Origin of the sequence: Pseudomonas rustica (genome assembly GCF_049959085.1) — a bacterium.
In the GTDB taxonomy this organism is placed as follows: Bacteria; Pseudomonadota; Gammaproteobacteria; order Pseudomonadales; family Pseudomonadaceae; genus Aquipseudomonas; species Aquipseudomonas rustica.
On sequence record NZ_CP188200.1, the window covers coordinates 5,173,906 to 5,197,533 of the forward strand.

At 60.2% G+C, this 23,628-nt stretch carries 23 protein-coding genes and 1 pseudogene; 11 read left to right on the forward strand and 13 right to left on the reverse strand.

What is annotated here, in order from left to right; all coding sequences use genetic code 11:
• Positions 1-79: 79 nt before the first annotated feature.
• The 3 genes from ACP3TY_RS23545 to ACP3TY_RS23555 form a co-directional block, all read right to left on the reverse strand.
• Positions 80-1,033, reverse strand: a complete 954-nt coding sequence (locus ACP3TY_RS23545) for a phasin family protein (RefSeq protein WP_401243511.1) — start codon at positions 1,031-1,033, stop codon at positions 80-82.
• A gap of 10 nt (positions 1,034-1,043) precedes the next feature.
• Positions 1,044-1,466 carry a phasin family protein gene (locus ACP3TY_RS23550; RefSeq protein ID WP_008080629.1) on the reverse strand — a complete coding sequence of 141 codons (423 nt, stop codon included), beginning with the start codon at positions 1,464-1,466 and terminating at the stop codon, positions 1,044-1,046.
• Between the two features lie 205 nt (positions 1,467-1,671).
• Positions 1,672-1,947, reverse strand: coding sequence for a polyhydroxyalkanoic acid system family protein (locus tag ACP3TY_RS23555; protein WP_038360037.1), 276 nt, complete (start codon positions 1,945-1,947; stop codon positions 1,672-1,674).
• 166 nt (positions 1,948-2,113) lie between these two features.
• Here ACP3TY_RS23555 and ubiE point away from each other — a divergent pair, with 166 nt between their 5' ends.
• The 11 genes and pseudogenes from ubiE (at position 2,114) to ACP3TY_RS23610 (ending at position 10,406) form a co-directional block, all read left to right on the forward strand.
• Positions 2,114-2,884, forward strand: coding sequence for a bifunctional demethylmenaquinone methyltransferase/2-methoxy-6-polyprenyl-1,4-benzoquinol methylase UbiE (gene ubiE, locus ACP3TY_RS23560; RefSeq protein ID WP_008080626.1), 771 nt, complete (start codon positions 2,114-2,116; stop codon positions 2,882-2,884).
• The gene (locus ACP3TY_RS23565) at positions 2,884-3,507 is read left to right on the forward strand and encodes a ubiquinone biosynthesis accessory factor UbiJ (protein ID WP_064117077.1); all 624 of its coding nucleotides are present in this window, start codon (positions 2,884-2,886) and stop codon (positions 3,505-3,507) included. The genes ubiE and ACP3TY_RS23565 overlap by 1 nt, the downstream gene beginning before the upstream one ends.
• Positions 3,504-5,108, forward strand: coding sequence for a ubiquinone biosynthesis regulatory protein kinase UbiB (ubiB, locus tag ACP3TY_RS23570; protein WP_159811612.1), 1,605 nt, complete (start codon positions 3,504-3,506; stop codon positions 5,106-5,108). Before ACP3TY_RS23565 ends, ubiB begins: the two co-directional genes overlap by 4 nt.
• Before the next feature lie 121 nt (positions 5,109-5,229).
• The gene (gene hisI / locus ACP3TY_RS23575; RefSeq protein WP_007909357.1) at positions 5,230-5,631 is read left to right on the forward strand and encodes a phosphoribosyl-AMP cyclohydrolase; all 402 of its coding nucleotides are present in this window, start codon (positions 5,230-5,232) and stop codon (positions 5,629-5,631) included.
• On the forward strand, positions 5,624-5,956 hold the full coding sequence (locus tag ACP3TY_RS23580) for a phosphoribosyl-ATP diphosphatase (protein WP_007909355.1): 333 nt from the start codon (positions 5,624-5,626) through the stop codon (positions 5,954-5,956). The genes hisI and ACP3TY_RS23580 overlap by 8 nt, the downstream gene beginning before the upstream one ends.
• Positions 5,957-5,981: 25 nt before the next feature.
• A complete protein-coding gene (locus ACP3TY_RS23585; protein ID WP_003220847.1) occupies positions 5,982-6,263 on the forward strand; it encodes a twin-arginine translocase TatA/TatE family subunit in 282 nt (93 codons plus the stop codon).
• Between the two features lie 10 nt (positions 6,264-6,273).
• Positions 6,274-6,729 carry a Sec-independent protein translocase protein TatB gene (gene tatB / locus ACP3TY_RS23590; RefSeq protein WP_426618613.1) on the forward strand — a complete coding sequence of 152 codons (456 nt, stop codon included), beginning with the start codon at positions 6,274-6,276 and terminating at the stop codon, positions 6,727-6,729.
• Positions 6,726-7,517 (forward strand): twin-arginine translocase subunit TatC, encoded by a 792-nt coding sequence (tatC, locus tag ACP3TY_RS23595; RefSeq protein WP_008080622.1) that lies wholly within the window; start codon positions 6,726-6,728, stop codon positions 7,515-7,517. The genes tatB and tatC overlap by 4 nt, the downstream gene beginning before the upstream one ends.
• Positions 7,514-8,221, forward strand: coding sequence for a 16S rRNA (uracil(1498)-N(3))-methyltransferase (locus ACP3TY_RS23600; protein ID WP_426618614.1), 708 nt, complete (start codon positions 7,514-7,516; stop codon positions 8,219-8,221). The genes tatC and ACP3TY_RS23600 overlap by 4 nt, the downstream gene beginning before the upstream one ends.
• Positions 8,222-8,606: 385 nt before the next feature.
• Positions 8,607-9,551 (forward strand): annotated as a pseudogene (locus ACP3TY_RS23605) (methyl-accepting chemotaxis protein); the annotation flags it as partial.
• A 141-nt stretch (positions 9,552-9,692) separates the two neighbouring features.
• Entirely contained in the window at positions 9,693-10,406 is a 714-nt protein-coding gene (locus tag ACP3TY_RS23610) for a methyl-accepting chemotaxis protein (protein ID WP_371850961.1), read from the forward strand.
• A 123-nt stretch (positions 10,407-10,529) separates the two neighbouring features.
• On the opposite strand, the gene ACP3TY_RS23615 is transcribed toward ACP3TY_RS23610, so the two are convergent.
• The 10 genes from ACP3TY_RS23615 to hutH form a co-directional block, all read right to left on the reverse strand.
• Positions 10,530-11,264, reverse strand: a complete 735-nt coding sequence (locus ACP3TY_RS23615) for an amino acid ABC transporter ATP-binding protein (protein WP_426618615.1) — start codon at positions 11,262-11,264, stop codon at positions 10,530-10,532.
• Positions 11,257-12,216: an amino acid ABC transporter permease gene (locus ACP3TY_RS23620; protein ID WP_053116625.1), complete on the reverse strand. Its 960-nt coding sequence runs from the start codon at positions 12,214-12,216 to the stop codon at positions 11,257-11,259. The genes ACP3TY_RS23615 and ACP3TY_RS23620 overlap by 8 nt, the downstream gene beginning before the upstream one ends.
• Before the next feature lie 138 nt (positions 12,217-12,354).
• A complete protein-coding gene (locus ACP3TY_RS23625; protein WP_034152980.1) occupies positions 12,355-13,152 on the reverse strand; it encodes a transporter substrate-binding domain-containing protein in 798 nt (265 codons plus the stop codon).
• A 376-nt stretch (positions 13,153-13,528) separates the two neighbouring features.
• Complete coding sequence (mdoH, locus tag ACP3TY_RS23630; RefSeq protein ID WP_400649016.1) at positions 13,529-16,099, reverse strand: glucans biosynthesis glucosyltransferase MdoH; 2,571 nt, start codon at positions 16,097-16,099, stop codon at positions 13,529-13,531.
• Positions 16,092-17,870: a glucan biosynthesis protein G gene (locus tag ACP3TY_RS23635; RefSeq protein WP_178124148.1), complete on the reverse strand. Its 1,779-nt coding sequence runs from the start codon at positions 17,868-17,870 to the stop codon at positions 16,092-16,094. The genes mdoH and ACP3TY_RS23635 overlap by 8 nt, the downstream gene beginning before the upstream one ends.
• A 366-nt stretch (positions 17,871-18,236) precedes the next feature.
• Complete coding sequence (gene dtd, locus ACP3TY_RS23640; protein ID WP_400755657.1) at positions 18,237-18,674, reverse strand: D-aminoacyl-tRNA deacylase; 438 nt, start codon at positions 18,672-18,674, stop codon at positions 18,237-18,239.
• The gene (gene pip / locus ACP3TY_RS23645; protein WP_053116622.1) at positions 18,671-19,642 is read right to left on the reverse strand and encodes a prolyl aminopeptidase; all 972 of its coding nucleotides are present in this window, start codon (positions 19,640-19,642) and stop codon (positions 18,671-18,673) included. Before pip ends, dtd begins: the two co-directional genes overlap by 4 nt.
• Positions 19,643-19,893: 251 nt before the next feature.
• A complete protein-coding gene (gene hutG / locus ACP3TY_RS23650) occupies positions 19,894-20,697 on the reverse strand; it encodes an N-formylglutamate deformylase (RefSeq protein WP_159811604.1) in 804 nt (267 codons plus the stop codon).
• Between the two features lie 10 nt (positions 20,698-20,707).
• Positions 20,708-21,913, reverse strand: a complete 1,206-nt coding sequence (gene hutI, locus ACP3TY_RS23655) for an imidazolonepropionase (RefSeq protein ID WP_159811603.1) — start codon at positions 21,911-21,913, stop codon at positions 20,708-20,710.
• Positions 21,914-22,043: 130 nt separating this feature from the next.
• Positions 22,044-23,576 carry a histidine ammonia-lyase gene (hutH, locus tag ACP3TY_RS23660; protein ID WP_053116619.1) on the reverse strand — a complete coding sequence of 511 codons (1,533 nt, stop codon included), beginning with the start codon at positions 23,574-23,576 and terminating at the stop codon, positions 22,044-22,046.
• Positions 23,577-23,628 lie beyond the last annotated feature (52 nt).

Sequence of the window (23,628 nt, forward strand, 5' to 3'; positions counted from 1 at the left end):
CGAAGGCTGCGATCTTTTGATCTTCAAACAAAAACGCCCGACCTTCACAGGACGGGCGTTTTGTTTTGCCCTGAAAGAATCAGGACTGACTGGTTGGCGTCGACGGGGTCGATGCAGCAGTCGGGGTTGCCACTGGAGTCGGTGCGGCGGCGGAGTTCGACGCGCTTACCGGAGCTGCCGGGGTGGCAGGTTTGGCTGCAGCAGGTGCTGCTGGCTTCGGCGCTGCGGCTTTCGGCGCGGCCGGTTTTTTCACTGCGGTTTTTTTCGCTGCTGCCGGTTTGGCCGCAGGCTTGGCAGCCGGTTTAGCGGCAGCGGTTTTCGCTGCTGGCTTGGCGGCCGGTTTGGCTGCTGCTTTTGTCGCAGGTTTAGCGGCTGGTTTCGCAGCGGCCTTAGCGGCAACCGGTTTGGCAGCTGCTTTAGCGGCAGGCTTGGCGGCGGCAGTTTTTGCTGCCGGTTTAGCGGCGGCTTTGGCTTTCGCTGCCGGCTTGGCCGCTGCTTTTGCTGCAGGTTTAGCCGCAGCTTTTACCAGTGGCTTGGCCGCGGTTTTAGCAGCAGGTTTGGCCGCTGCCGTTTTAGCAGCAGGTTTTGCCGCAGCCGTTTTCGCCGCCACAGGCTGAGCTTTCAGGCCGGTGAGTTTTTCGATCTGCTTGGTCAGTGTGTCGACCTTGCTGTTGAGCGCTTTGACTTCATTGCGGCTCGGTACACCGAGGCGCGAAATCGCGCTGTTCAGGCGCTTGTCGAAAGCCCCTTCCAGCTCGTCCCACTTGCCCAGTGCGCGATCTTTCACGCCGCTGATGCGCGACTTGGCCGACGAAGCGGAATCCTTGGCGGCATCGACTTTTTTGCCGACTGCAGACTTGGTGAGCTTCTCGGCTTTCTCGCCGTCTTTGACCAATGTATCGAAGAGCTTGCTGCCGTCAGTGTCGATCTTCGAGTACACGCCTAAACCAGCCAGCCAGATTTTGCGGGAGTAGTCTTCGACTTTCCCGATCCACGAGCTGCCTTCTTTATCGGTGTTCTTTTTACCAGCCATCCCGTTCTCCTTAAGATTTACGCGCGACGCGTTCGAGCAATGCCGTCAGCTCATCGAGCTTAGCAGAGAGTGTCTCAACGTCATGTTTAGACGGAATGCCGATACGATTCAAGGCGCTTGCTACACGGGAGTCGAACGCCTTCTCGACCTTGTCGAGTTGAACTTCGACGCGACCTTTGAAAGAACTCACTTCACCCTTGGCTTCATCGATCTCGGCGTTGGCCGCTTCGAGTTTTTCGGTGACGGCTTTTTTGCCTTTCTTTTCAACAGTTTGACCAGCTTTGATCAGCTCTTGAAAGTAGTCGCTGCCCTCTTGGCCGACCTTGGCATAGGCACCCAGGCCTGCCAGCCAGATCTTGCGGGCATAGGATTTAACGTCGCTCAGAGCGGTTGTCGAAGCGTCGATTTTTTTCTTCAAAATTACTTTGGCCATGGTGCACCTCACGCGCAGAAGGTTTGAGGAACTGCCCGCGAAAGTGTCGGGCTCAGGCACAAAGTAGGTAGAAAAATTAGAAACGGCACCCTAACAACTGACATAAATCGGTGTTGCCTGAACGAAAGGATCGCAGCCTTCGGCAGCTCCTACAGGGGTACACATTCCCCTGTAGGAGCTGCCGAAGGCTGCGATCTTTTGATGTTCAGACCAGGGCTTTGTCGAGGGCTTTTTCGATTTCGGCTTTGATCATGCCGCTCATGGCCGACATCATCAGGCCCAGCTCGACGTCGACCTTGATCGAATCGTCCGCCACATGCACCGCGCCTTTCACGCCCGAGCGTTTGAGGTTCAGGGTGTCGCCCGACCACTGCGGCTCCAGGCCATATTGATCGGAGAGTTTTTGCGCCAGCTTGTCGGCCTTCTCGCGGGCGGCTTCCTTACCCAGGTTGTGGGCACGCTCAACAGTGATTTTGGCCATTGATTGACTCCTGCTTTTTGAATGGGGCGAAAAATGTGTGTCGGTAAATCTTGACCGCCGCTGCGGCAAATCGTCCCGAAGGTTGCCCATCTTACCTTTAGCCATTCCAAGACAAAGCATGGCTTGGGGATTAGAATGTCGCGCATTCTCTTTTGGTGACAGCGATATGACTGATCAGCGCAAAGGCAGCGATGCCGAACCCACCACTCACTTCGGCTTCAAAAACGTTCCGGAAAGCCAGAAAGCGGAAAAAGTCGCTGAGGTTTTCCACTCGGTAGCCGCCAAGTACGACCTGATGAACGACCTTCTGTCGGGCGGCATGCACCGTTTGTGGAAGCGTTTCGCGATCGAACTGTCGGGCGTGCGCAGCGGTAACCGCGTGCTGGACATCGCCGGCGGTACCGGTGACCTGACCAAAAAATTCTCGCACCTGGTCGGCCCGACCGGTCAGGTCGTTTTGGCTGACATCAACGAATCCATGCTCAAGGTCGGTCGTGACCGCCTGCTCGACCTGGGTGTCGCCGGCAACGTCGAATTCGTTCAGGCGGACGCGGAAAAGCTGCCGTTCCCGGACAACCATTTCGACTGCGTGACCATCGCCTTCGGCCTGCGCAACGTGACGCACAAAGAAGACGCGCTGCGTTCGATGCTGCGCGTGCTCAAGCCTGGCGGTCGCCTGTTGGTGCTGGAATTCTCCAAGCCGACCAACGCGCTGATGTCGAAAGCCTACGACGCCTACTCGTTCGCCTTCATGCCGCTGATGGGCAAGCTGATCACCAACGACTCGGAAAGCTATCGCTACCTGGCCGAATCGATCCGCATGCACCCGAATCAGGAAACGTTGAAGTCGATGATGGTCGACGCCGGTTTTGACCGCGTGACCTATCACAACATGACCGCAGGCATCGTCGCCCTGCACCGTGGCATCAAGCCCTGATGTTACTTACCGGGCTGCTCGCCAGCGTTGAACTCGGCCTCAACCGGGTGCTGCGTCTCGACAGCACGGCGCTGCCGCGGCTGGCGCATTTGACCGGCAAAGTGATTGCCGTCGACTGCCGCAGCCCGGCGCTGCAACTGTTCATTTTGCCGAGCGACGAAGGTCTGATGCTGGCCTCGCACTGGGAAACCGGTGTCGACTGCACCCTGCGTGCGCCGGCTTCGAGCCTGATCAAACTGGCCGTGAGCAAAGACAAGACCGCGGTGCTGCACGCCCCGGAAGTCGAGCTCGATGGCGACAGTGGCGTGCTGCTGGAGCTGGCCGGCGTGCTGCAAGACCTTGAGCTGGACTGGGAGTACGAACTCTCGCGCTGGCTCGGCCCGGTCGCCACGCAACTGATTGGCGGTCACTTGCGCAGCCGCGCGCGCTGGTATCAACAAGGATTTGCCAGCCTCAACCAGAACCTCGCCGAATACCTCGCTGAAGAATCGCGCACCCTCGTCGGGCAGCGCGAAGCCGAAGCGCGGTTCAGTGAACTGGACCGGATCAAACTTGATCTGGAACGTCTCGAGGCGCGCTTCGAGCGCCTTTCCCGATCCCTCGACCCAAGCGATAACGCATGAAGCTGCTTGCCGTCCGCCGTCTGTTGCGCATCCAGCGCGTCGTGATCCGCTACCGTCTCGATGACCTGCTGTTCGATCTGCCGCTGCCCTGGTTCCTCCTGGCGCTGCGCTATGTGCTGCCGTGGCGCTGGTTCCCGCGCAAGCCGCTGGATCTGAGCCGGGGCGCGCGTTTGCGTCTGGCGTTGCAGGATCTCGGGCCGATTTTCATCAAGTTCGGGCAGATTCTCTCGACCCGCCGCGACTTGCTGCCGGAAGACATCGCCGATGAGCTGATGCGCTTGCAGGATCGCGTGCCGCCGTTCGATTCGCAGCTGTCGATCAAGTTGATCGAAGAACAGCTCGGCAAGAAAATCAGCGACGTGTTCAGCCGTTTCGACGTTGAGCCGCTGGCTTCGGCCTCGGTGGCGCAGGTGCATGCCGCGCAGTTGAAAACCGGCGAAGAAGTGGTGGTTAAAGTGATCCGCCCGGGCTTGAGACCGATCATCGCGCAGGATCTGGCGTGGCTGTTCATCCTCGCCCGCGCCGCTGAAAAGCTCTCGGCCGACGCGCGTCTGCTGCACCCGGTCGACGTGGTGCAGGACTACGAAAAAACCATCTACGACGAACTCGACCTGCTGCGCGAGGCGGCCAACGCCAGCCAGTTGAAGCGCAACTTCGAAGGTTCGCCGCTGCTCTACGTGCCGCAAGTCTATTGGGACTGGTGCCGGCCGAAAGTGCTGGTGATGGAGCGCATCTACGGCATTCAGGTGACCGATCTGGCGACCCTCGCCGATCAGCGCACCGACATGAAAATGCTCGCCGAACGCGGCGTGGAGATCTTCTTCACTCAAGTGTTCCGCGACAGCTTCTTCCACGCCGACATGCACCCGGGCAACATTTTTGTCAGCACCGTCAATCCGTGGAGCCCGCAGTACATCGCGATCGACTGCGGCATCGTCGGCAGCCTGACCCCGGAAGATCAGGATTATCTGGCGCGCAACCTGTTCGCTTTCTTCAAGCGTGACTACCGGCGTGTGGCGCAATTGCACATCGATTCGGGCTGGGTGCCGGCGGAGACCAAACTCAACGAATTCGAAGCGGCAATCCGTACCGTGTGCGAACCGATCTTCGAAAAACCGTTAAAAGATATTTCATTTGGCCAGGTGCTGATGCGCCTGTTCCAGACCGCACGCCGTTTCAACATGGAAGTGCAGCCGCAACTGGTACTGCTGCAAAAGACCCTGCTGAACATCGAAGGCCTCGGCCGTCAGTTGTATCCGGATCTGGATCTGTGGAACACCGCGCAGCCATTCCTCGAGCGCTGGATGCGCGAGCGCGTCAGCCCGAAAGCCTTGCTCGGCAACGTGCAGAGCCAGTTTGAACAGTTGCCGCATCTGGCGAATATGGCCCGCGATCTGCTCGAACGCATGTCCCAACCGCACGCCTACGACCCGCCGCCACCGTGGCATAAACGCAAGGACGACTGGTTCCTGCGCCTGCTCGGTTGCGCGCATCTGGCCGGCGGGGTGATCCTCGCCATCGGTGGCCCGCTAAACGAATTGGGGCATTGGCCGGCGGGAATCATGGTGGCAGTCGGCTTGTATCTGGTCGTTCGCCGATAGCACGAATCAGCTGCAAGTTATAAGCTGCGAGCTGCAAGCTTGAAGCTACAAGCACACCGCAACTGCTTTTACTTGCAGCGTGAAGCTCGCAACTCGAAGCTGCTTCTGTCAGGAATTGAAGATGAAAAACTGGCTGGACGAGATCAAATGGGACGCTGATGGCCTGGTGCCGGCGATTGCCCAGGATCACAAGACCGGACGTGTATTGATGATGGCCTGGATGAACCGCGAAGCGCTCGAACTGACCGCTGCGGAAAACCGTGCCATCTACTGGTCACGCTCCCGTGGCAAGCTGTGGCGCAAGGGCGAAGAGTCCGGCCATGTGCAGACCCTGCATGAAATGCGTCTGGACTGTGACGCCGACGTGATCATCCTGATGGTTGAACAGATCGGCGACATCGCTTGCCATACCGGCCGTCAAAGCTGCTTTTATCGCGTCTTCGAAAACGGCGACTGGAAAACCGTCGATCCGGTTCTCAAAGACCCGCACGCCATCTATTCCGCAGGACACAAACATGAGTGACACCCTGACCCGCCTGGCCGAAGTGCTCGAAGAGCGCAAAGGCGCAGCCGCCGACAGCTCATATGTAGCTAGTCTGTACCACAAGGGTTTGAACAAAATTCTGGAGAAAGTCGGCGAAGAGTCGGTCGAAACCATTATTGCCGCCAAAGACGCCGCCATCAGCGGCGACTGCAGCGATGTGATCTACGAGACCGCCGACCTGTGGTTCCACAGCATGGTCATGCTCGCCCAACTGGGGCAGCATCCGCAGGCTGTGCTCGATGAACTGGATCGTCGCTTCGGTCTGTCCGGACACGTCGAGAAAGCCTCGCGTCCGTCCGCCTGAACAATTTTTAGAGAGGAACAGCAACATGGGCATTTTTGACTGGAAACACTGGATCGTCATTCTGGTAGTCGTGGTGTTGGTGTTCGGCACCAAGAAACTGAAAAACCTCGGCACCGACGTTGGCGAGTCGATCAAGGGCTTCCGCAAAGCCATGAACGACGACGAAAAACCTGCCGCTGATCCAACCGTGACGCCTGCGCAACCGGTACCACCGGTGCAGCCGCAAGCCACCGCTCAGGCCAACCCGCCGCACACCATCGACGTGCAGGCGCAGAAAGTCGAAGAGCCGATCCGCAAAGACGTGTGAGCACTGACTAATGTTTGGTATCAGCTTCTCTGAACTGCTGCTCGTCGGCCTCGTCGCCCTGCTGGTGCTGGGCCCCGAGCGTCTGCCGGGCGCTGCGCGCACCGCTGGCCTGTGGGTCGGACGGCTGAAGCGCAGCTTCAACGCGATCAAACAGGAAGTTGAACGTGAAATCGGTGCCGACGAGATCCGTCGGCAACTGCACAACGAGCATATTCTGTCGCTGGAGCAAGAGGCGCGGAAGATTTTCAACCCGGTTCAGCAAGAGCCGACGTCGGTTGAGCATGTGGGTCAGCAGACGATTCATGCGCCGACTGCGCCTGTTCCGACACCCGTGCCCGCCGCCGTTGTGGCGCCGACAGAACCCGTGCCCGTTGCCGCAGAAACTTCGGTCGAACACGTAGCTCCAACCGCCGCGCCGATCAGACCAGCGCCTCACGACCCTACTCTGCCGCCGCGAGCCCCATGAGCGATCTCCCCGAAAACGACCAGCACATGCCGCTGGTTTCGCACCTCACCGAGTTGCGCACCCGCCTGCTGCGTTGTGTGGCGGCGATCTTCATCATCTTCGCCGGGCTGTTCGCCTTCACCCAGCAGATCTACACCTTCGTCTCGACGCCGCTGCGCCAGTACCTGCCGGTCGGCGCGACGATGATCGCCACCGACGTGTCGTCGCCGTTCCTGACGCCGCTGAAACTGACGATGATGGTCTCGCTGTTCCTCGCGATCCCGGTGATCCTGCATCAGATCTGGGGCTTTATCGCGCCGGGCCTGTACAAGCATGAGAAGCGCATCGCGGTGCCGTTGCTGGTGTCGAGCATCCTGCTGTTCTACACCGGCATGGCGTTCGCCTATTACTTCGTGTTCCCGCTGATCTTCAAGTTCTTCGCCGCCGCCACCCCGGCCGGCGTGGAAATGATGACCGACATCGCCAGTTACCTCGATTTCGTCATGACGCTGTTCTTCGCCTTCGGCGTGGCGTTCGAGATTCCAGTGGCCGTGGTGCTGCTGGTATGGATCGGCGTGGTCGACGTCAAATACCTGAAGAAAATCCGCCCGTACGTGATCATCGGCTGCTTCGTGGTCGGCATGATCCTGACACCGCCGGACATCTTCTCGCAGACCCTGTTGGCCGTGCCGATGTGGATGCTGTTTGAAATCGGCATTCTGTTCGGTGGTTTGATCAGCAAGCGCGAACGCCCGGAAGAAACCCCGGCCGACGACCACAACGACCAGCCGCCAGCGACCCAGGCATGAACCTGTTGTTGCTCGAAGAGGCCGATTTCATTGCGGCCGACCGCGTGGTGCTGCGTGATCGACGCCTGACGCACATGCAGGAAGTTCACCGTTCGGAAGTCGGTGACAGCCTGCGCGTCGGGCGTATTGACGGGTTGATGGGCTCGGCTGAATTGCTGCGACTGGACGCAGGTGAAGCTGAGTTGCGCGTTACCCTCGATCAGCCGCCACCGGCGAAATTGCCGCTAACCCTCGTGCTGGCGCTGCCGCGTCCGAAAATGCTCCGTCGGGTGTTTCAGACCGTGGCGACCATGGGCGTGGCGAAGGTGATTCTGGTCAACAGCTATCGGGTCGAGAAGAGCTTCTGGCAGACGCCGTTTCTTGAGCCGGCGGCTATCCGTGAACAACTGATCCTCGGCCTCGAACAGGCGCGCGACACGGTATTGCCGGAGATCGTCATCGAGAAACGCTTCAAGCCGTTCGTTGAAGATCGCCTACCCACGATTACCGAAGGCACGCTCGGTCTGGTCGGTCATCCCGGCAACTATCCGCCGTGCCCGCGCGCCCTCAGCGAACCAGTCACCCTCGCCATCGGCCCTGAAGGCGGCTGGATTCCCTACGAGATCGACCTGCTGGCCAAGTCCGGCCTGCAACCGGTGCAACTGGGCGAGCGCATCCTGCGCGTAGAAACCGCCGTCACCGCCCTCCTTGCCCGCCTGTTCTAAACGAACACCGCGCCCCGTGTAGGAGCTGCCGAAGGCTGCGATCTTTTGATGTTGTTTTTTTATAAGCAAGAACAAAAGATCGCAGCCTCGTTTCACTCGACAGCTCCTACAGATCAGCGGATCAGCGGATTAGCAGGTCGGCAATCGGCAGGTCAGCAGGTCAGCAGATCCAGAGCGCAGGGCCTTCCCGGACAAATGGTGTTACAGATTGCCATCACCCGGCCGATACGCTCCCCATAAGTCCAATTTGTGGTCGGGGAGTTGTCGCATGTACCGTTGGTTAGCCGAGAATCTTGGGAATGTCAGCGTCAAACGCAAGCTGGGTATTGGCTTCGGTCTGGTGCTTTTGCTGACGCTGTTGATCACCTTCACCGGCTGGTCCGGCATGAGCGGCATCATCAGCCGGGGCGACAAGCTCGGGTTTATTTCCAGCCTCAATGAGTACAGCAAAGACCTGCGTCTGGCCCGCGTTGACTACGATTCACGCCGTGGCGAACAAGGCCCGGGCGCGGTCAACGACATGCTCGGCAAACTCGACAGCGGCCTGCAAACCGCGCGCACGCTGATCGAACAACCGGCCGACATCGCCATGGTCGACCAGCAACTGGCTGCCGTCGCCGAGTACAAACGTGCTTTCGCCGACATGATCCAGGCGACCACGCACCGCGAAGACGCGCGCAGCAAACTCGGCGCGAATGCCGACAACGCCGTGGCCAAAGTCTCGGAAGTTGAAAAGGGCCTGCTGCAAGGTGACAGCATCGCGCAATTCAACAGCGTGGTTGATCTGAGCAAGCTGCTGCAACAGGCGCGCTATCAAGTGCGCGGCTACACCTACAGTGGCAAGGCCGAGGCCGAGCAACCTGCGCTCGACGCCATCGAAAATGCTTTGAAATCCCTTGAGAGTCTGCCGTCGAAACTGCCGGAACAGTTCACTGCCAACCTGCAGCAAGCCGCCGAGTCAATGAAAGCCTATCGCGCCGCCGTCGGCCAGTTCCGCGACGCGCAAACTGCCAGCGGGAGCGCCGTTGCTCGTATGGCAGCCCAGGGCGATATCCTCCTCGATGCCAGTAAAAAACTGACCATTTCCCAGACCGTGGTGCGTGACACCGACGCCGCACACGCGAAAAACATGCTGATCATCGCCACCTTGCTCGCCATCGCGTTCGGCTTGCTGGCCGCGTGGGCGATCACCCGCCAGATCATCATCCCGCTGAACCAGACCCTGAAAGTTGCCGAGCGCGTGGCCGCTGGCGACCTGACCCACAACCTGGTCTCGCAGCGCCGCGACGAACTCGGCCAGCTACAACGCTCGATGCAGAGCATGACCCAAGGCCTGCGCGAGCTGATCGGCGGCATCAGCGACGGCGTCACCCAGATCGCCAGCGCTGCTGAAGAACTCTCGGCGGTGACCGAGCAGACCAGCGCCGGGGTCAACAATCAGAAGATCGAGACCGATCAGGTCGCCACCGCCATGAACGAAATGGCCGCCACCGTGCAGGAAGTCGCGCGCAACGCCGAGGAAGCCTCCGAAGCCGCCGTCGCCGCTGACCAACAGGCCCGCGAAGGCGACAAAGTCGTTGGCGAGGCCATTGCGCAGATCGAACGCCTGGCCGTTGAAGTCGGTCACTCCACCGAAGCCATGGGCGAGCTCAAGCGCGAAAGCGACAAGATTGGCAGCGTCCTCGACGTGATCAAATCCGTCGCTCAGCAAACCAACCTGCTGGCCCTCAACGCAGCCATCGAAGCGGCACGTGCCGGTGAGGCTGGACGTGGTTTTGCGGTGGTTGCCGATGAAGTGCGCAGCCTCGCCCAGCGCACGCAGAAGTCCACCGAAGAAATTGAAGAGCTGATCGTCGGCCTGCAAAACGGCACTCAGCAAGTGGCGACGATCATGGACAACAGCCGCACCCTGACCGACAGCAGCGTCGAGCTGACCCGTCGTGCCGGTGGTTCGCTGGAAAGCATTACGCGCACGGTGTCGGCGATTCAGGCGATGAACCAGCAGATTGCGGCGGCGGCCGAGCAGCAGAGCGCGGTGGCGGAGGAGATCAACCGTAGCGTGCTGAATGTGCGGGACGTGTCGGATCAGACGTCGGCGGCGAGTGAAGAAACCGCGGCGTCCAGCGTTGAGCTGGCGCGGTTGGGGACGCATCTGCAGATGCTGGTCGGGCGCTTCAAGGTATAAGCCCCACAGATCGTTCCCACGCTCTGCGTGGGAATGCATCCTGTGACGCTCCGCGTCATGCATGAAAGGGACGCGGAGCGTCCCGGGCGGCATTCCCACGCGGAGCGTGGGAACGATCAGTTACTACAAGACCTGACGCAGAAACGCCTGAGCCCGCGGATCCTTCGGCGCATCAAAGAACTCCGCCGGCGCAGCATCTTCCAGCAATTTGCCGTGATCAAAGAACAACACCCGGTCCGCCACTTCCCGAGCAAAACCCATCTCGTGGGTCACGCAGACCATGGTCATGCCTTCCACGGCCAGGTTCTTCATCACATCCAGCACTTCGCCAACCATTTCCGGATCAAGCGCCGAAGTCGGTTCATCGAACAACATCACCTTCGGTTCCATCGCCAGCGCCCGGGCAATCGCCACGCGCTGTTGCTGACCGCCGGACAGGCGTGACGGAAACTCGTTGGCCTTCTGTGCAATTCCGACCTTTTGCAGCAACTCCATCGCCTTGGCTTCGCGCTCTTTCTTGCCGCGCTTGCGCACGACTTTCTGCGCCAGACAGAGGTTTTCCAGCACGGTCATGTGCGGGAACAGGTTGAAATGCTGAAAGACCATGCCGACTTCGCGGCGGTAGGCGTTGACGTCGGTTTGCGGGTCGGCCAGTTGCAGGCCGTCGATGCTCACCGAGCCCGAGTCGAACTCCTCCAGGCCATTGAGGCAGCGCAGGAAGGTCGACTTGCCGGAACCCGACGGACCGATCACCACCAGCACTTCGCCCTTGGCGACCGTGGTGCTGACGTTATCCACCGCGCGCACCACTTGCCCACGGGTGTCGAAGACTTTTACCAGTTCGCGGACTTCAATCACTTTGCGCGAGCCTCCGCTCAAGCCGGCTGGCGATCTTCGACAGCGGCAGGTTGATCAACAGGTACAGACCGGCGACGCAGAACAGAATTTCGAACGGCGAAAACGAGGTGGTGATGACTTCACGGCCGCTTTTCAGCAGCTCGGTGATGGCGATCACCGACACCAGCGAGGTGTCTTTGACCAGACTGATGAATTGCCCGGCCAGCGGCGGCAGCACGCGTTTCAGCGCTTGCGGCAACACCACATGACGCATCGACTGACCGGCACTCAGACCGAGCGAGCGCGCCGCTTCGTTCTGGCCACGGGCGATCGATTGCACACCGGAACGAATGATCTCGGCCACGTAGGCGCCGGTGAACAGCGACAGCGCGGCGATCCCGGCGAACTCGCGGGACAGGTTCATCACCGTGCCGATGAAGAAGTAGAAAATGAAGATCTGCACCAACAGCGGCGTGCCGCGTACCAGTTCGACGTAGATGGTCGAGAGGTCGCGCAAGGTCGGGTTGTTCGACAGCCGGCACAGGCCGGTGACCAGACCAATGAGCAACCCGAGAATCCCGGACACTACCGACAGCCAAAGCGTCGTCCACAGCCCCCACAACAGCGGCCCTGCCGCCCAATGGCGAGTGACACCCACGACGTCACCTTCGGCCACATCGTCGCCCTGAGCGAATTGCAGGCTGTTCTCGTCGACAGTCAGGTGTTGCTCGTCACCAGCGTCGTTGCGCAGGGTGACCTGCGCGCTGCTGCCCTTGCGCACGAGTTCGGTGACCGTGGAAATGTCAGCGGCGCGCTGGGTTTCTTCGGCCTGATAGGCGAAGTACTGCGGCACACGGTTCCAGCGCCATTCGTAGGACATCAGCGACGTCGCGTAATACAACGCGCCGGCCAGGCCGACCAGCACCAGCACGGTGAGGACGTGCCAGGGCCATTGGGCTTTTTTCTGTTTCATTGCAGGTTCTCGGATGATCGTTCCCACGCTCTGCGTGGGAATGCCGCTCGGGACGCTCTGCGTCCCTGCCTGATCGTGACGCGGAGCGTCACAGGATGCGTTCCCACGCAGAGCGTGGGAACGATCAGCGGATGAGCGTTATTCCATGTCCTTGAGCCACTCGGTGCTCTTGAACCACTTGTCATGGATGCGATCGTAGGTGCCGTCTTCGTGGATCTGGTGCAGGAAGTTGTTGATGAAGTTGAGGCTGTCGTAATCGCCCTTCTTCAGACCAAACGCCAAAGGCTCGTAGGTGAACGGCTTGTCGAGGAACACCAGTTTGCCCGCGCCGACCTTGGTCACCGCGACCACGTTGTACGGGGCGTCGTAGATAAAGGCGTCAGCCTTGCCGTTGACCACATCGAGCACGGCTTCTTGCTCGTTGTCGTAGCCGTGGTACTTGGCTTTGGAGATCAGCTTCTTGGCGACCATCTCGCCGGTGGTGCCGAGCTTGGAGGTGATGCGGTAGTCAGCGGTGTTCAGGTCTTTGTAGGACTTGATGGTGCCTTCCAGCTCTTTGCGGATCAGCAGGGTCTGGCCGACGACGATGAACGGTTCGCTGAAGTTCAGGCGCAGGTTGCGTTCCTGGGTCAGGGTCATGCCGCTGCCGATCATGTCGAACTTGTCGGTCATCAGCGCCGGGATGATGCCGTCGTAGCCGGTGGAAACCAGCTCCAGCTTGACGCCCATGGCTTTGGACATGGCTTTGAGAATGTCGACTTCGAAGCCGATGATTTCGCCGCGCTTGTTGGTCATTTCGAACGGCATGTAGGTCGGATCCATACCGACTTTCAACGTGCCGCGCTTGACCGCGTCATCGATTGCGCCAGCCTGCGCCGCATTGACTGCAACCAGTGCCGTGACGCCGACCAGCAGCATCGACAGATACTTCTTCATCTTCAAGTCCCCAAAACCATTGCGTGTGCGGCGCGAAAACCAACAGTGACGGGCAAAAAAGCCCGGGTGCGCCAATTCGGGGACGGATGCTAACGCACTCGTTTTTTTGCACAAGGTTTAATGGACGATTTGTTTAACAATCAAGGGCGCACCCTCACCCCAGCCCTCTCCCGGAGGGAGAGGGAGCCGACCGAGGTGTCTCAAGCTAAATGTCGACCTGAAAAATCGAGTCGATTATGAATTCAACGCAGAAAAATCAGGTCGGCGTATCTCGAACATCCAACTCGGTCAGTCCCCTCTCCCTCCGGGAGAGGGCTAGGGTGAGGGGCTTTTCAGCAGGCCAAAAAAAACCCCGCAACATCGCGGGGTTTCTTCATCAGGCCGGTTGCGCCTGCAAGCTCACCGGTTGCAACGGCAGCAACGGCGCATGCGGATCGGCTTTCACCGAAGCGCGCCAGGCATCCAGCCACTCGGCGTGACCTTCCGCCCAGACCTGCTCATGCAAACGCGCCAGGGCAACAGGATCGCTCAGCAGTTGCAGACGATCATGGTTGTTCAACCCCGCAGGGCCGACCTTCAGCGCGTGACGCACACGTTCCTGACGCAGCCATTCGATCGGTTCGGCCTGACCGTGACGGGAAGTCGCCAGCGAGCACGCCAAAGCGTTCTGCTGAGGATCGACCACCGCGCGGACGAAGCCGTCGTTGAGCGCGTGGTAACGGTTTTCGTGGGTGTACTGATCGGTCGCCAGCAGCGCCTGTGGCGGATTGTATTCCTCAGGGATGAGGAACAGGCTCTCGTCACGGGATTTCAGGCCCAGACCGACACGGCTGGAAATCACCGACACCGGGATCGACAGCATCAGCGAACCGACGATTGGCACCAGCCACCAGAGGAAGCTCGGGTTCAGCCAGACCACCAGCAGCGCCCAGAAGAAGCCCAGCAGGGTTTGCGGGCCGTGGCGTTTGACCGCCTCGCTCCAAGGTGTCGAGTCGTCGTCACGTTGCGGCGAATTCCAGGTCGCGGCCCAGCCGAGGAACGCGGCCAGAACGAAACGAGTGTGGAAAATCATCCGCACCGGCGCCAGCAGCATGGAGAACAACATCTCCAGCAGCATCGACAGGGTCACCTTGAACTTGCCGCCGAACTCTTTCGCGCCTTTGGCCCAGATCAGAATGATGCTCAACAGTTTCGGCAGGAACAGCAGCACGATGGTCGTCGAGAACAGCGCAATCGCCTTGTCCGGATGCCATTGTGGCCACAGCGGATAGAGCTGACGCGGTTCAAGGAAGTACTGCGGTTCCATCAGTGTGTTCACCGCCAACAGCGCGGTCGACAACACGAGGAAGAAGAACCACAACGGCGCCGACAGGTACGACATCACGCCGGTGAGGAACACCGCGCGATGCACCGGGTGCATGCCTTTGACCAGAAACAGACGGAAGTTCATCAGGTTGCCGTGGCACCAGCGACGGTCACGCTTGAGTTCGTCGAGCAGGTTCGGCGGCAATTCTTCGTAGCTGCCCGGCAAGTCGTACGCAATCCACACGCCCCAACCAGCACGGCGCATCAGCGCGGCTTCAACGAAGTCGTGAGACAGAATCGCACCGGAGAACGCCCCTTTACCTGGCAACGGCGCCAAGGCGCAGTGGTCGATAAACGGCTTCATGCGGATGATCGCGTTGTGACCCCAGTAGTGGGATTCACCCAACTGCCAAAAGTGCAGGCCAGCGGTAAACAGCGGGCCGTACACGCGGGTCGCGAACTGCTGCATGCGCGCATACAGGGTGTCCATGCCCGACGCACGCGGCGCGGTCTGGATGATCCCGGCGTCCGGCGTGGCTTCCATCAAGCGCACCAGACTGGTCAGGCACTCGCCGCTCATGACCGAGTCGGCGTCGAGCACAACCATGTACTTGTAGTCACCGCCCCAACGACGGCAGAAGTCGTCGAGGTTGCCGCTCTTGCGCTTCACCCGACGGCGACGACGACGGTAGAAGATCTTGCCGAAGCCTTTGGCCTCGCGGCAGACGTCCAGCCAGGCCTGTTGCTCGGCAACACAGATATCGGTGTCGTTACTGTCGCTGAGGACGAAGAAGTCGAAGCGATCCAGATCACCGGTAGCCGCGACCGATTCGAACGTAGCGCGCAGACCGGCGAATACGCGCGGTACGTCTTCGTTGCAGATCGGCATTACCAGCGCGGTACGCGCGTCTTTGGCAATCGGCTCGTTGCCGGCGCTTTTGCCGGAGATACGGTATTTATCGTGACCGGTGAGCAACTCGAGGAAGCCCATCAGCGCCGTCCAGAAACCGGCCGACACCCAGCAGAACAGAATCCCGAAGAGAATCAGGATGCTGGTTTGCAGCGCATACGGCAGCACTTGCGTGGCGGTTTGCAGCAGCGGCTGGTGCAGGACTTCGTCGAGATCGACGAACGACCAGCCCTGGTACGGCATGATGCCTTTCATGTACCAGCCAGCAACGATGGTCTGGCCGAGCATCAGCACCAGCAGAATATAGCGACGGATCGAACCAACGGTGCGCCAGCGCGCCGCCGGCAGAACGTTTTCGTCCTTCGGCGGCTGTGGCGGGTTGGTGCGACCGGTCAGACGGCGCCAGCCACGCACCAGAATATTGGTGCGCCACGGCTCCGGAACCACCTTGGTGCGGCGGATCGGCGGGGTGGCCTTGAGGCTGACCCGACCGCTGGCGTCGAGCACCAGCATTTCCGCTTCTTCCAGCTCTTCAGCCGTGCTCAGGGTCAGGCGCTTGCCCACCGAAGCCTGGGCGGCTTCGGCAGGGGCGTCGAACGTCGAGGACGACAGGCGTTCATGCAACTCGCTGAACGACTGGCAGCCCGCGAGTTCCGCGCGCTGCTCGTCGGTCATCGGCAGATGCGCCAGATACTCGGAAAGAGTCTCTGGCTGTACTTGAGAGTTACTCATCGGCAGGCAACTGATAGCTCCAGGTTTCGGTGATGACTTCTTCAGTCGGCGCCGATTCCGGTGTGGCTGGGGCCGCGTCCGCAGCTACAGGCTGCTTGGCGTCTTTGTTGGCCTTGTCCTTGGCATCTGCAGCGGGCTTGGCATCGGCCTGTTGAGCCTGTTTGGCCTCGGCTGCCTTGGCTTCCTTGTCTTCTTTCTCTTGTTGCTTGGCGGCAACCTTGTCGGCCTTGGCCACGGACGAGTTGGACGCCGGTACCGACGACTTGGCCAGATCAGCCGTTACCACCGGCTGAACCAGTGCGGCACGCATCTCGGTCGACTTGCCTGCGTCTTTGATTTTCATCCGCAGGGTCAAGCGCCAGCCCTTGGTTTCCGGGTTGTAGCGCACGCTGTTCTCGACCAGTTCGGCGTTGTCGCCGACGCTGACCTGACTGCGAACGTCAGCGTCCGGGGCCAGGGCCGCCAGCGATGGACCTTCGAAATCGACCAGATAGGCAACGCTGCCATCCGGCTGACGGATCAGGTTCGATTGCTTGACGTCACCGGTCGAACGCAGAGTCTGCGAGACCCAGGCGCTGTCCGGCGCGTGAATCGCCGCTTCGTCCATCGTCCAGTGCATGCGGTAAGCGAAGTCCAGCGGCTGGCCCGGCTCCGGCATTTTTTCCGGGCTCCAGAACGCAACGATGTTGTCGTTGGTTTCGTCGGCGGTCGGAATCTCTACCAGATCAACGGTGCCTTTGCCCCAGTCACCCTTCGGCTCGATCCAGGCGCTTGGACGCTTGTCGTAGCGATCGTCGAGGTCTTCGTAGTGGCTGAAGTCGCGACCACGCTGCAGCAGACCGAAACCACGCAGGTTTTCGACGCTGAAGTTGCTCACGGCCAGGTGTTTCGGATTGTTCAGCGGACGCCAGATCCACTCGCCGTTGCCGGCATGGATCGACAGACCGCTGGAGTCGTGCAGTTCACGACGATAGTTGAGGACTTTCGACGGCTGGTTAGCGCCGAACAGGAACATGCTGGTCAGCGGTGCGATGCCCAGTTTGCCGACCTTGTCACGCAGGAACATCTGCGCTTTGACGTCGACAATGGTGTCGCTGCCCGGACGCAGGATCAGACGATAGGCACCGGTGGCGCGCGGCGAGTCGAGCAAGGCGAAGATCACCAGATGCTTGTCGCCCGGCTTCGGCTGCTGAATCCAGAACTCGCGGAAACGCGGGAATTCTTCGCCCGACGGCAGCGCGGTATCAATCGCCAGACCACGGGCCGACAGACCGTAGGTATGACCCTTGCCAACGACGCGGAAGTAGCTCGCGCCAAGCATGGTCATGATTTCGTCTTGCTTGTCGGCCTTGTTGATCGGGTACAGCACACGGAAACCGGCATAACCCAGTTGCTCAGTGGCCTTAGGATCGAATTTCAGGTCGCCGAAATCGAAGCGGGTCGGATCGTATTTGATCTCTTCGACGGTGTTCGCCGTGATTTCGTTGATTTTGACCGGCGTGTCGAAGTGCATGCCCTGGTGATAGAAGGACAACTTGAACGGGGTCTTCTGATCAGCCCACTCAGCCTTTTCGGTGAGGAAGCGAATTTTTTGATAGTCCGCGAACTTCATGTCGCGGAACTCGTTCGGCAGGTTGCTGCGCGGGGCTTCGAACTTCTGCCCGGCCAGCTCTTTTGCCTTGGCCGATACATCGTCAAGATTGAACGCCCAAAGCTGACCGGCGCTGAGCAGGCACAGGAGCGCCGAGCCCGCTACCAGAGCACTTCGCATGCGTTTGGCAGACAATTTTGCTGCATTACAGGGACTAACAATCACGAGCAACCCTCGCCGAAAACAGATCAATAAACCAACGGCCAGATGAAGTGCCTGTAGGGTTTTCGGCAGTGAAAAACCGACCTTCCAGAACACTCTTGCCAAGTTGGCGAGCATTGTTCCGACTCCGCTGGGGCAAAATGATTCCCCAATCGGCTCCGGACAAGTCTCTACCTAAGTCAAAACGGACCAACGAACGCTGATCCCCGTAGCGCGCGATTATCTAGTAGCCCGCATGACAAAGCATCGGGGGTAACCAAGTATTTATCGCGAAAAATGCCTGTTTTCAGTCGAAACGCCCTTAAAAAGATGTTTCAAGCGCTTTCAGGTCTGTAACAGGAAGGTTACCGGGCCATCATTGACCAGGTGCACCTGCATATCCGCGCCGAATCTACCTGATGCCACAGTGCCATGCATCTGTTTCGCTTTGCCTAATAGATAGTCGAACAATTCCTCGCCCAGGGCCGGAGGTGCTGCGCTGGAAAAACCCGGGCGCAACCCGCTCTTGGTGTCGGCTGCGAGGGTGAACTGAGAGACCAGCAGCAACCCGCCGCCAACATCCGCCAGGGACAAGTTCATCTTGCCCTCGGCGTCGCTGAATACCCGATAGTTAAGCAGCTTATGCAGAAGTTTGTCGGCGCTGGCACGCGTGTCGTCGGGTTCGACCGCCACCAGCACCAGCAAACCTTGATCGACCGCGCCTACGACCTCGCCCGCCACTTCCACCCGCGCGTTACTGACGCGCTGCAAAAGGCCCTTCATGCTTCTTCGGGCGGCAGGTCGAGCAAGCGTCGCGCCATGTTGCCGGCCGCGCGCACCAGGGCATCGGTGATGCCCGGTTCGGAGGCGGCGTGGCCGGCGTCGCGGATCACCTGCAATTCGCTGTTCGGCCAGGCTTGATGCAGTTCCCAGGCATTGTCGAGCGGGCAGATCACGTCATAACGACCGTGAATGATCACGCCCGGCAAATGCGCGATTTTGCCCATGTCGCGAATCAACTGATTCGGCTCAAGGAACGCGTTGTTGGTGAAGTAGTGGCATTCGATCCGTGCAATCGACAGCGCGCGCTGCGGCTCGGAGAAACGATCGACCACCAGCGGGTTCGGCCGCAGGGTTGCGGTACGCCCTTCCCACGTAGACCAGGCTTTGGCCGCGTGCATCTGCGCAATCTGGTCATTGCCGATCAGGCGTTTGTGGAAAGCGCTGAGCAGATCGTCGCGTTCGTCCAGCGGGATCGGCGCGATGTAGTCCTGCCAGTAATCAGGGAACAGACGGCTGGCACCGGCTTGATAGAACCACTCGATTTCCTGCGGACGGCAGAGAAAGATCCCACGCAGGATCAGACCATGAACACGTTCCGGATGAGTTTGCGCGTAGGCCAGCGCCAGCGTCGAACCCCACGAGCCACCGAACAGCACCCATTTTTCGATGCCCAAGTGTTTACGGATGCGCTCAAGGTCGGCGACCAGATCCCAGGTGGTGTTGTTTTCCAGACTGGCGTGCGGCGTGGAGCGACCGCAACCGCGCTGGTCGAAAGTGACAATGCGATACAGATTCGGATCGAAATAGCGCCGGCTCTGCGCGTCGCAACCGGCGCCGGGGCCGCCGTGGATGAACACAACCGGCAAACCCTCGGGTGAACCGCTTTCGTCGACGTACAGCGTGTGGGTGTCATCGACAGCCAGATCGTGCCGGGCGTGAGGTTTGATCTGCGGAAACAAAGTCTGCATTGCGCGCTCCGTAAGGGGTCGAGGTCATCCCTGGGGGGACTTCTATTATTCTGCCGTTGGGCATCATAAACCCGATTTACGTCAATGAGCATGCTCCGGAGCCTGATCGTTGATCGTTCCCACGCTCTGCGTGGGAATGCAGCCCGTGACGCTCCGCGTCACTGGACGCGGAGCGTCCCAAGAGGCATTCCCACGCGGAGCGTGGGAACGCTCAAAAGATCGCAGCCTTCGGCAGCTCCTACAAGGGTGGATCAGCCGGTGTAGTGAGACTTTGCCCAGGCCAGATAGCCTTGTAGCAGTTCCTTGAGTACGACTTGCGTCGGCTCGGCCAGGTCGGCGCGATAGCGGAACGGTTCGAACTCTTCCATGTAGGTGCTCTGGCACAACTCCAGTTGCACGGCGTGGATGTTCTCGGCCGGGTTGCCGTAATGCCGGGTGATGTGACCACCCTTGAAGCGGCCGTTGAGCACATGGCTGTAGTGGCTGTGGCCGGCGCAGATTGCTTCGAGCTGACTGGCCAGTTGCGGATCACAACTGGCGCCGTTGAAGGTGCCGAGGTTGAAGTCCGGCAGCTTGCCGTCGAACAGGTGCGGGATGATCGAACGGATCGAGTGCGCATCGAACAGCAACGCGTAACCGAACTCGGCCTTCAATCGCGCCAGCTCTTCTTGCAGGGTGCGGTGATACGGCGTCCAGATCTGCTCCAGATACGTCGCGCGTTCTTCCTTCGACGGTTCGTGCCCTTCGCGGAACAACGGAATGCCATCGAACAACGTCGCCGGATACAGCCCGGTGGTAGCGCCGGCGTATAGCGGCTTATCGTCGGACGGTCGATTCAGATCGATGACGAATCGCGAGTACTCGGCAGCCAAAGTACTCGCGCCCAGTTCCTCGGCAAAGTCGTACAGCTGCGGAATGTGCCAGTCAGTGTCCGGCAGGCTTTTCGCGTCCGGAATCAACCCGGCTTCCACCGCAGGCGTCAGGCGTACGCCAGCGTGAGGCATGCTGATCAGCAGCGGCACGCGACCTTGTTTGAAGTTCAGAACCTTATCCACAACCGCTCTCCTACAGACTTGATTCGACGCCGTGACGGACGACGCGTTTGTCCAGATCACCACCAAGCCAATAGGCCAGATCCGCCGGACGATCGATGTGCCAGGCGACGAAATCCGCGACCTTGCCGACTTCCAGCGAACCGTGAGTGTCGGCCATGCCCAGTGCTTGCGCGGCATGAATCGTCGCACCGGCCAGGGCTTCTTCCGGGGTCATGCGGAAACAGGTGCAGGCCATGTTCAGCATCAGCCGCAACGACAGCGCCGGCGAAGTGCCGGGGTTGAGGTCGCTGGCAATGGCGATTTTCACCTTGTGCTTGCGCAGGGCGTCCATTGGCGGCAACTGGGTTTCGCGCAGAAAGTAGAACGCGCCCGGCAGCAGCACGGCGACGGTATCGGCTTCGGCCATGGCGATGGCGTCGGCCTCGTCCATGAACTCCAGGTGATCGGCAGACAACGCCTTGTAGCGCGCGGCGAGGCTGGAGCCGTGCAGCGAGGACAATTGTTCGGCGTGCAGCTTCACCGGCAGACCGAGTTGTTGCGCGGCGATAAACACGCGCTCGACCTGCTCCGGGGAGAAGGCCAGGTATTCGCAGAACGCATCCACGGCATCGACCAGACCTTCGGCGGCGAGCGCGGGGAGCATTTCGTTGCAGACCAGATCGATGTAATCGTCCGCGCGATCCTTGTACTCAGGCGGCAGCGCGTGGGCGGCCAGACAGGTGCTGCGCACGCTGATGGGCAGCTGTTTTTCCAGGCGACGGATGACCCGGAGGATTTTGCGTTCGTTGACCAGATCGAGGCCGTAGCCGGATTTCATTTCGACCGTGGTCACGCCGTCGCGCATCAGGCTTTTCAGGCGTTTGGCGGCGCTGGCGAACAGCTCGTCTTCCGTCGCTTCACGCGTAGCGCGCACGGTGCTGGCGATGCCGCCGCCGGACGCCGCGATCTCGGCATAGCTGACGCCTTGCAGACGCTTTTCGAATTCGCCGCTGCGGTTGCCGCCGAACACCGTGTGGGTGTGGCAGTCGATCAGGCCGGGGGTGACCCACGCGCCTTGCAGATCATTGACCGCCGGGTATTCGCCGGACGGTAATTGATTGCGCGGGCCGATCCACTCGATGAGCGCACCGGACGTCACGATGGCCGCATCCTCGATGATCGAGTAGACGCCTTGCGCCATGGTTGCGACGTGGCAGTGTTGCCAGAGGGTTTTCATCCCAAGTCCTCGTCTGGTGATCGTTCCCACGCTCTGCGTGGGAATGCCTCAAGGGACGCTCTGCGTCCAGTGACGCGGAGCGTCACGGGCTGCATTCCCACGCGGAGCGTGGGAACGATCAGTGGGTGGGTTACAAACTAGGCAGCAGCTTCGCCGGAACCAGCTCGGTCAGGCAGCGCGAAGCCAACAACTCAGTCGCCGCATTGATATCTGGCGCAAAGAACCGGTCTTTCTCATAAAACGGCACTTCCTTACGCAGAATCGCTCGCGCCTGTTCCAGCTTCGCCGAGGTCTTCAGACCGTTACGCAGATCCAGCCCCTGCACCGCCGCCAGCCATTCCACCGCGAGAATCCCGCGGGTGTTTTCGGCCATTTCCCACAGACGCTTGCCCGCCGCCGGTGCCATGGAAACGTGGTCTTCTTGGTTAGCCGAGGTCGGCAGACTGTCCACCGAATGCGGATGCGACAACGCTTTGTTCTCGCTGGCCAGCGCCGCAGCGGTCACCTGCGCAATCATGAAGCCGGAATTCACGCCGCCATTGGCCACCAGGAACGGCGGCAGTTGCGACATGTGCTTGTCCATCATCAGCGAGATGCGGCGTTCGCTCAGCGAGCCGATTTCGGCAATGGCCAACGCCATGTTGTCAGCGGCCATGGCCACCGGTTCGGCGTGGAAGTTACCGCCAGAGATCACGTCACCTTCAGCGGCAAACACCAACGGGTTATCGGAAACCGCGTTGGCTTCAACCGCCAGCACTTCAGCGGCCTGACGGAACTGGGTCAGGCAGGCGCCCATGACTTGCGGCTGGCAGCGCAGCGAGTACGGATCCTGAACCTTCTCGCAATTCTGATGCGAGTCGGAGACTTCACTGCGCTCACCGAGCAGATCACGATAAGCCGCAGCCGCATCGATCTGACCTTTCTGGCCACGCGCCGCATGAATGCGGGCATCGAACGGCGAACGCGAACCCAATACCGCTTCAACCGTCAGACCGCCGAGCGCCAACGCGCCGGCAAACAAATCTTCACCTTCAAACAACCCACGCAGCGCGAACGCGGTGGAAACCTGAGTACCGTTGAGCAGCGCCAGGCCTTCTTTTGCTGCCAGCGTCAGCGGCGTCAGACCCGCGACTTTCAGCGCTTCAACCGCTTCCATCCACTCGCCTTTGTAGCGCGCCTTGCCCTCGCCCAGCAGCACCAGCGACATGTGCGCCAACGGCGCCAGATCGCCCGACGCACCCACCGAACCTTTCAATGGAATGTGCGGATAAACCTCGGCGTTGATCAACGCGATCAGCGCATCGATCACCACGCGGCGAATGCCGGAGAAACCACGGCTGAGGCTGTTGACCTTGAGCACCATGACCAAACGCACCAACTCATCGCTGATCGGCACGCCAACACCGGCGGCGTGGGACAACACCAGCGAGCGCTGCAGGTTTTCCAGGTCTTCGCTGGCGATGCGCGTCGAGGCCAGCAGGCCGAAACCGGTGTTGATGCCGTAGGCAGTGCGGTTCTCGGCGAGGATCTGCTCGACGCAAGCGACGCTGGCTTCGATCTGCGCCGAGGCGCTGTTGTCGAGCGTCAGCTTGACCGGGTTCTGGTAGACGTCACGCAGTTGGGCCAGGCTCAGTTGGCCGGGAATCAGGTTCAGCGCAGTCATTTAAATGCTCCTTTTGAGAGTTTGTTATTAACTTGCCATTCGCTCCGGAGCA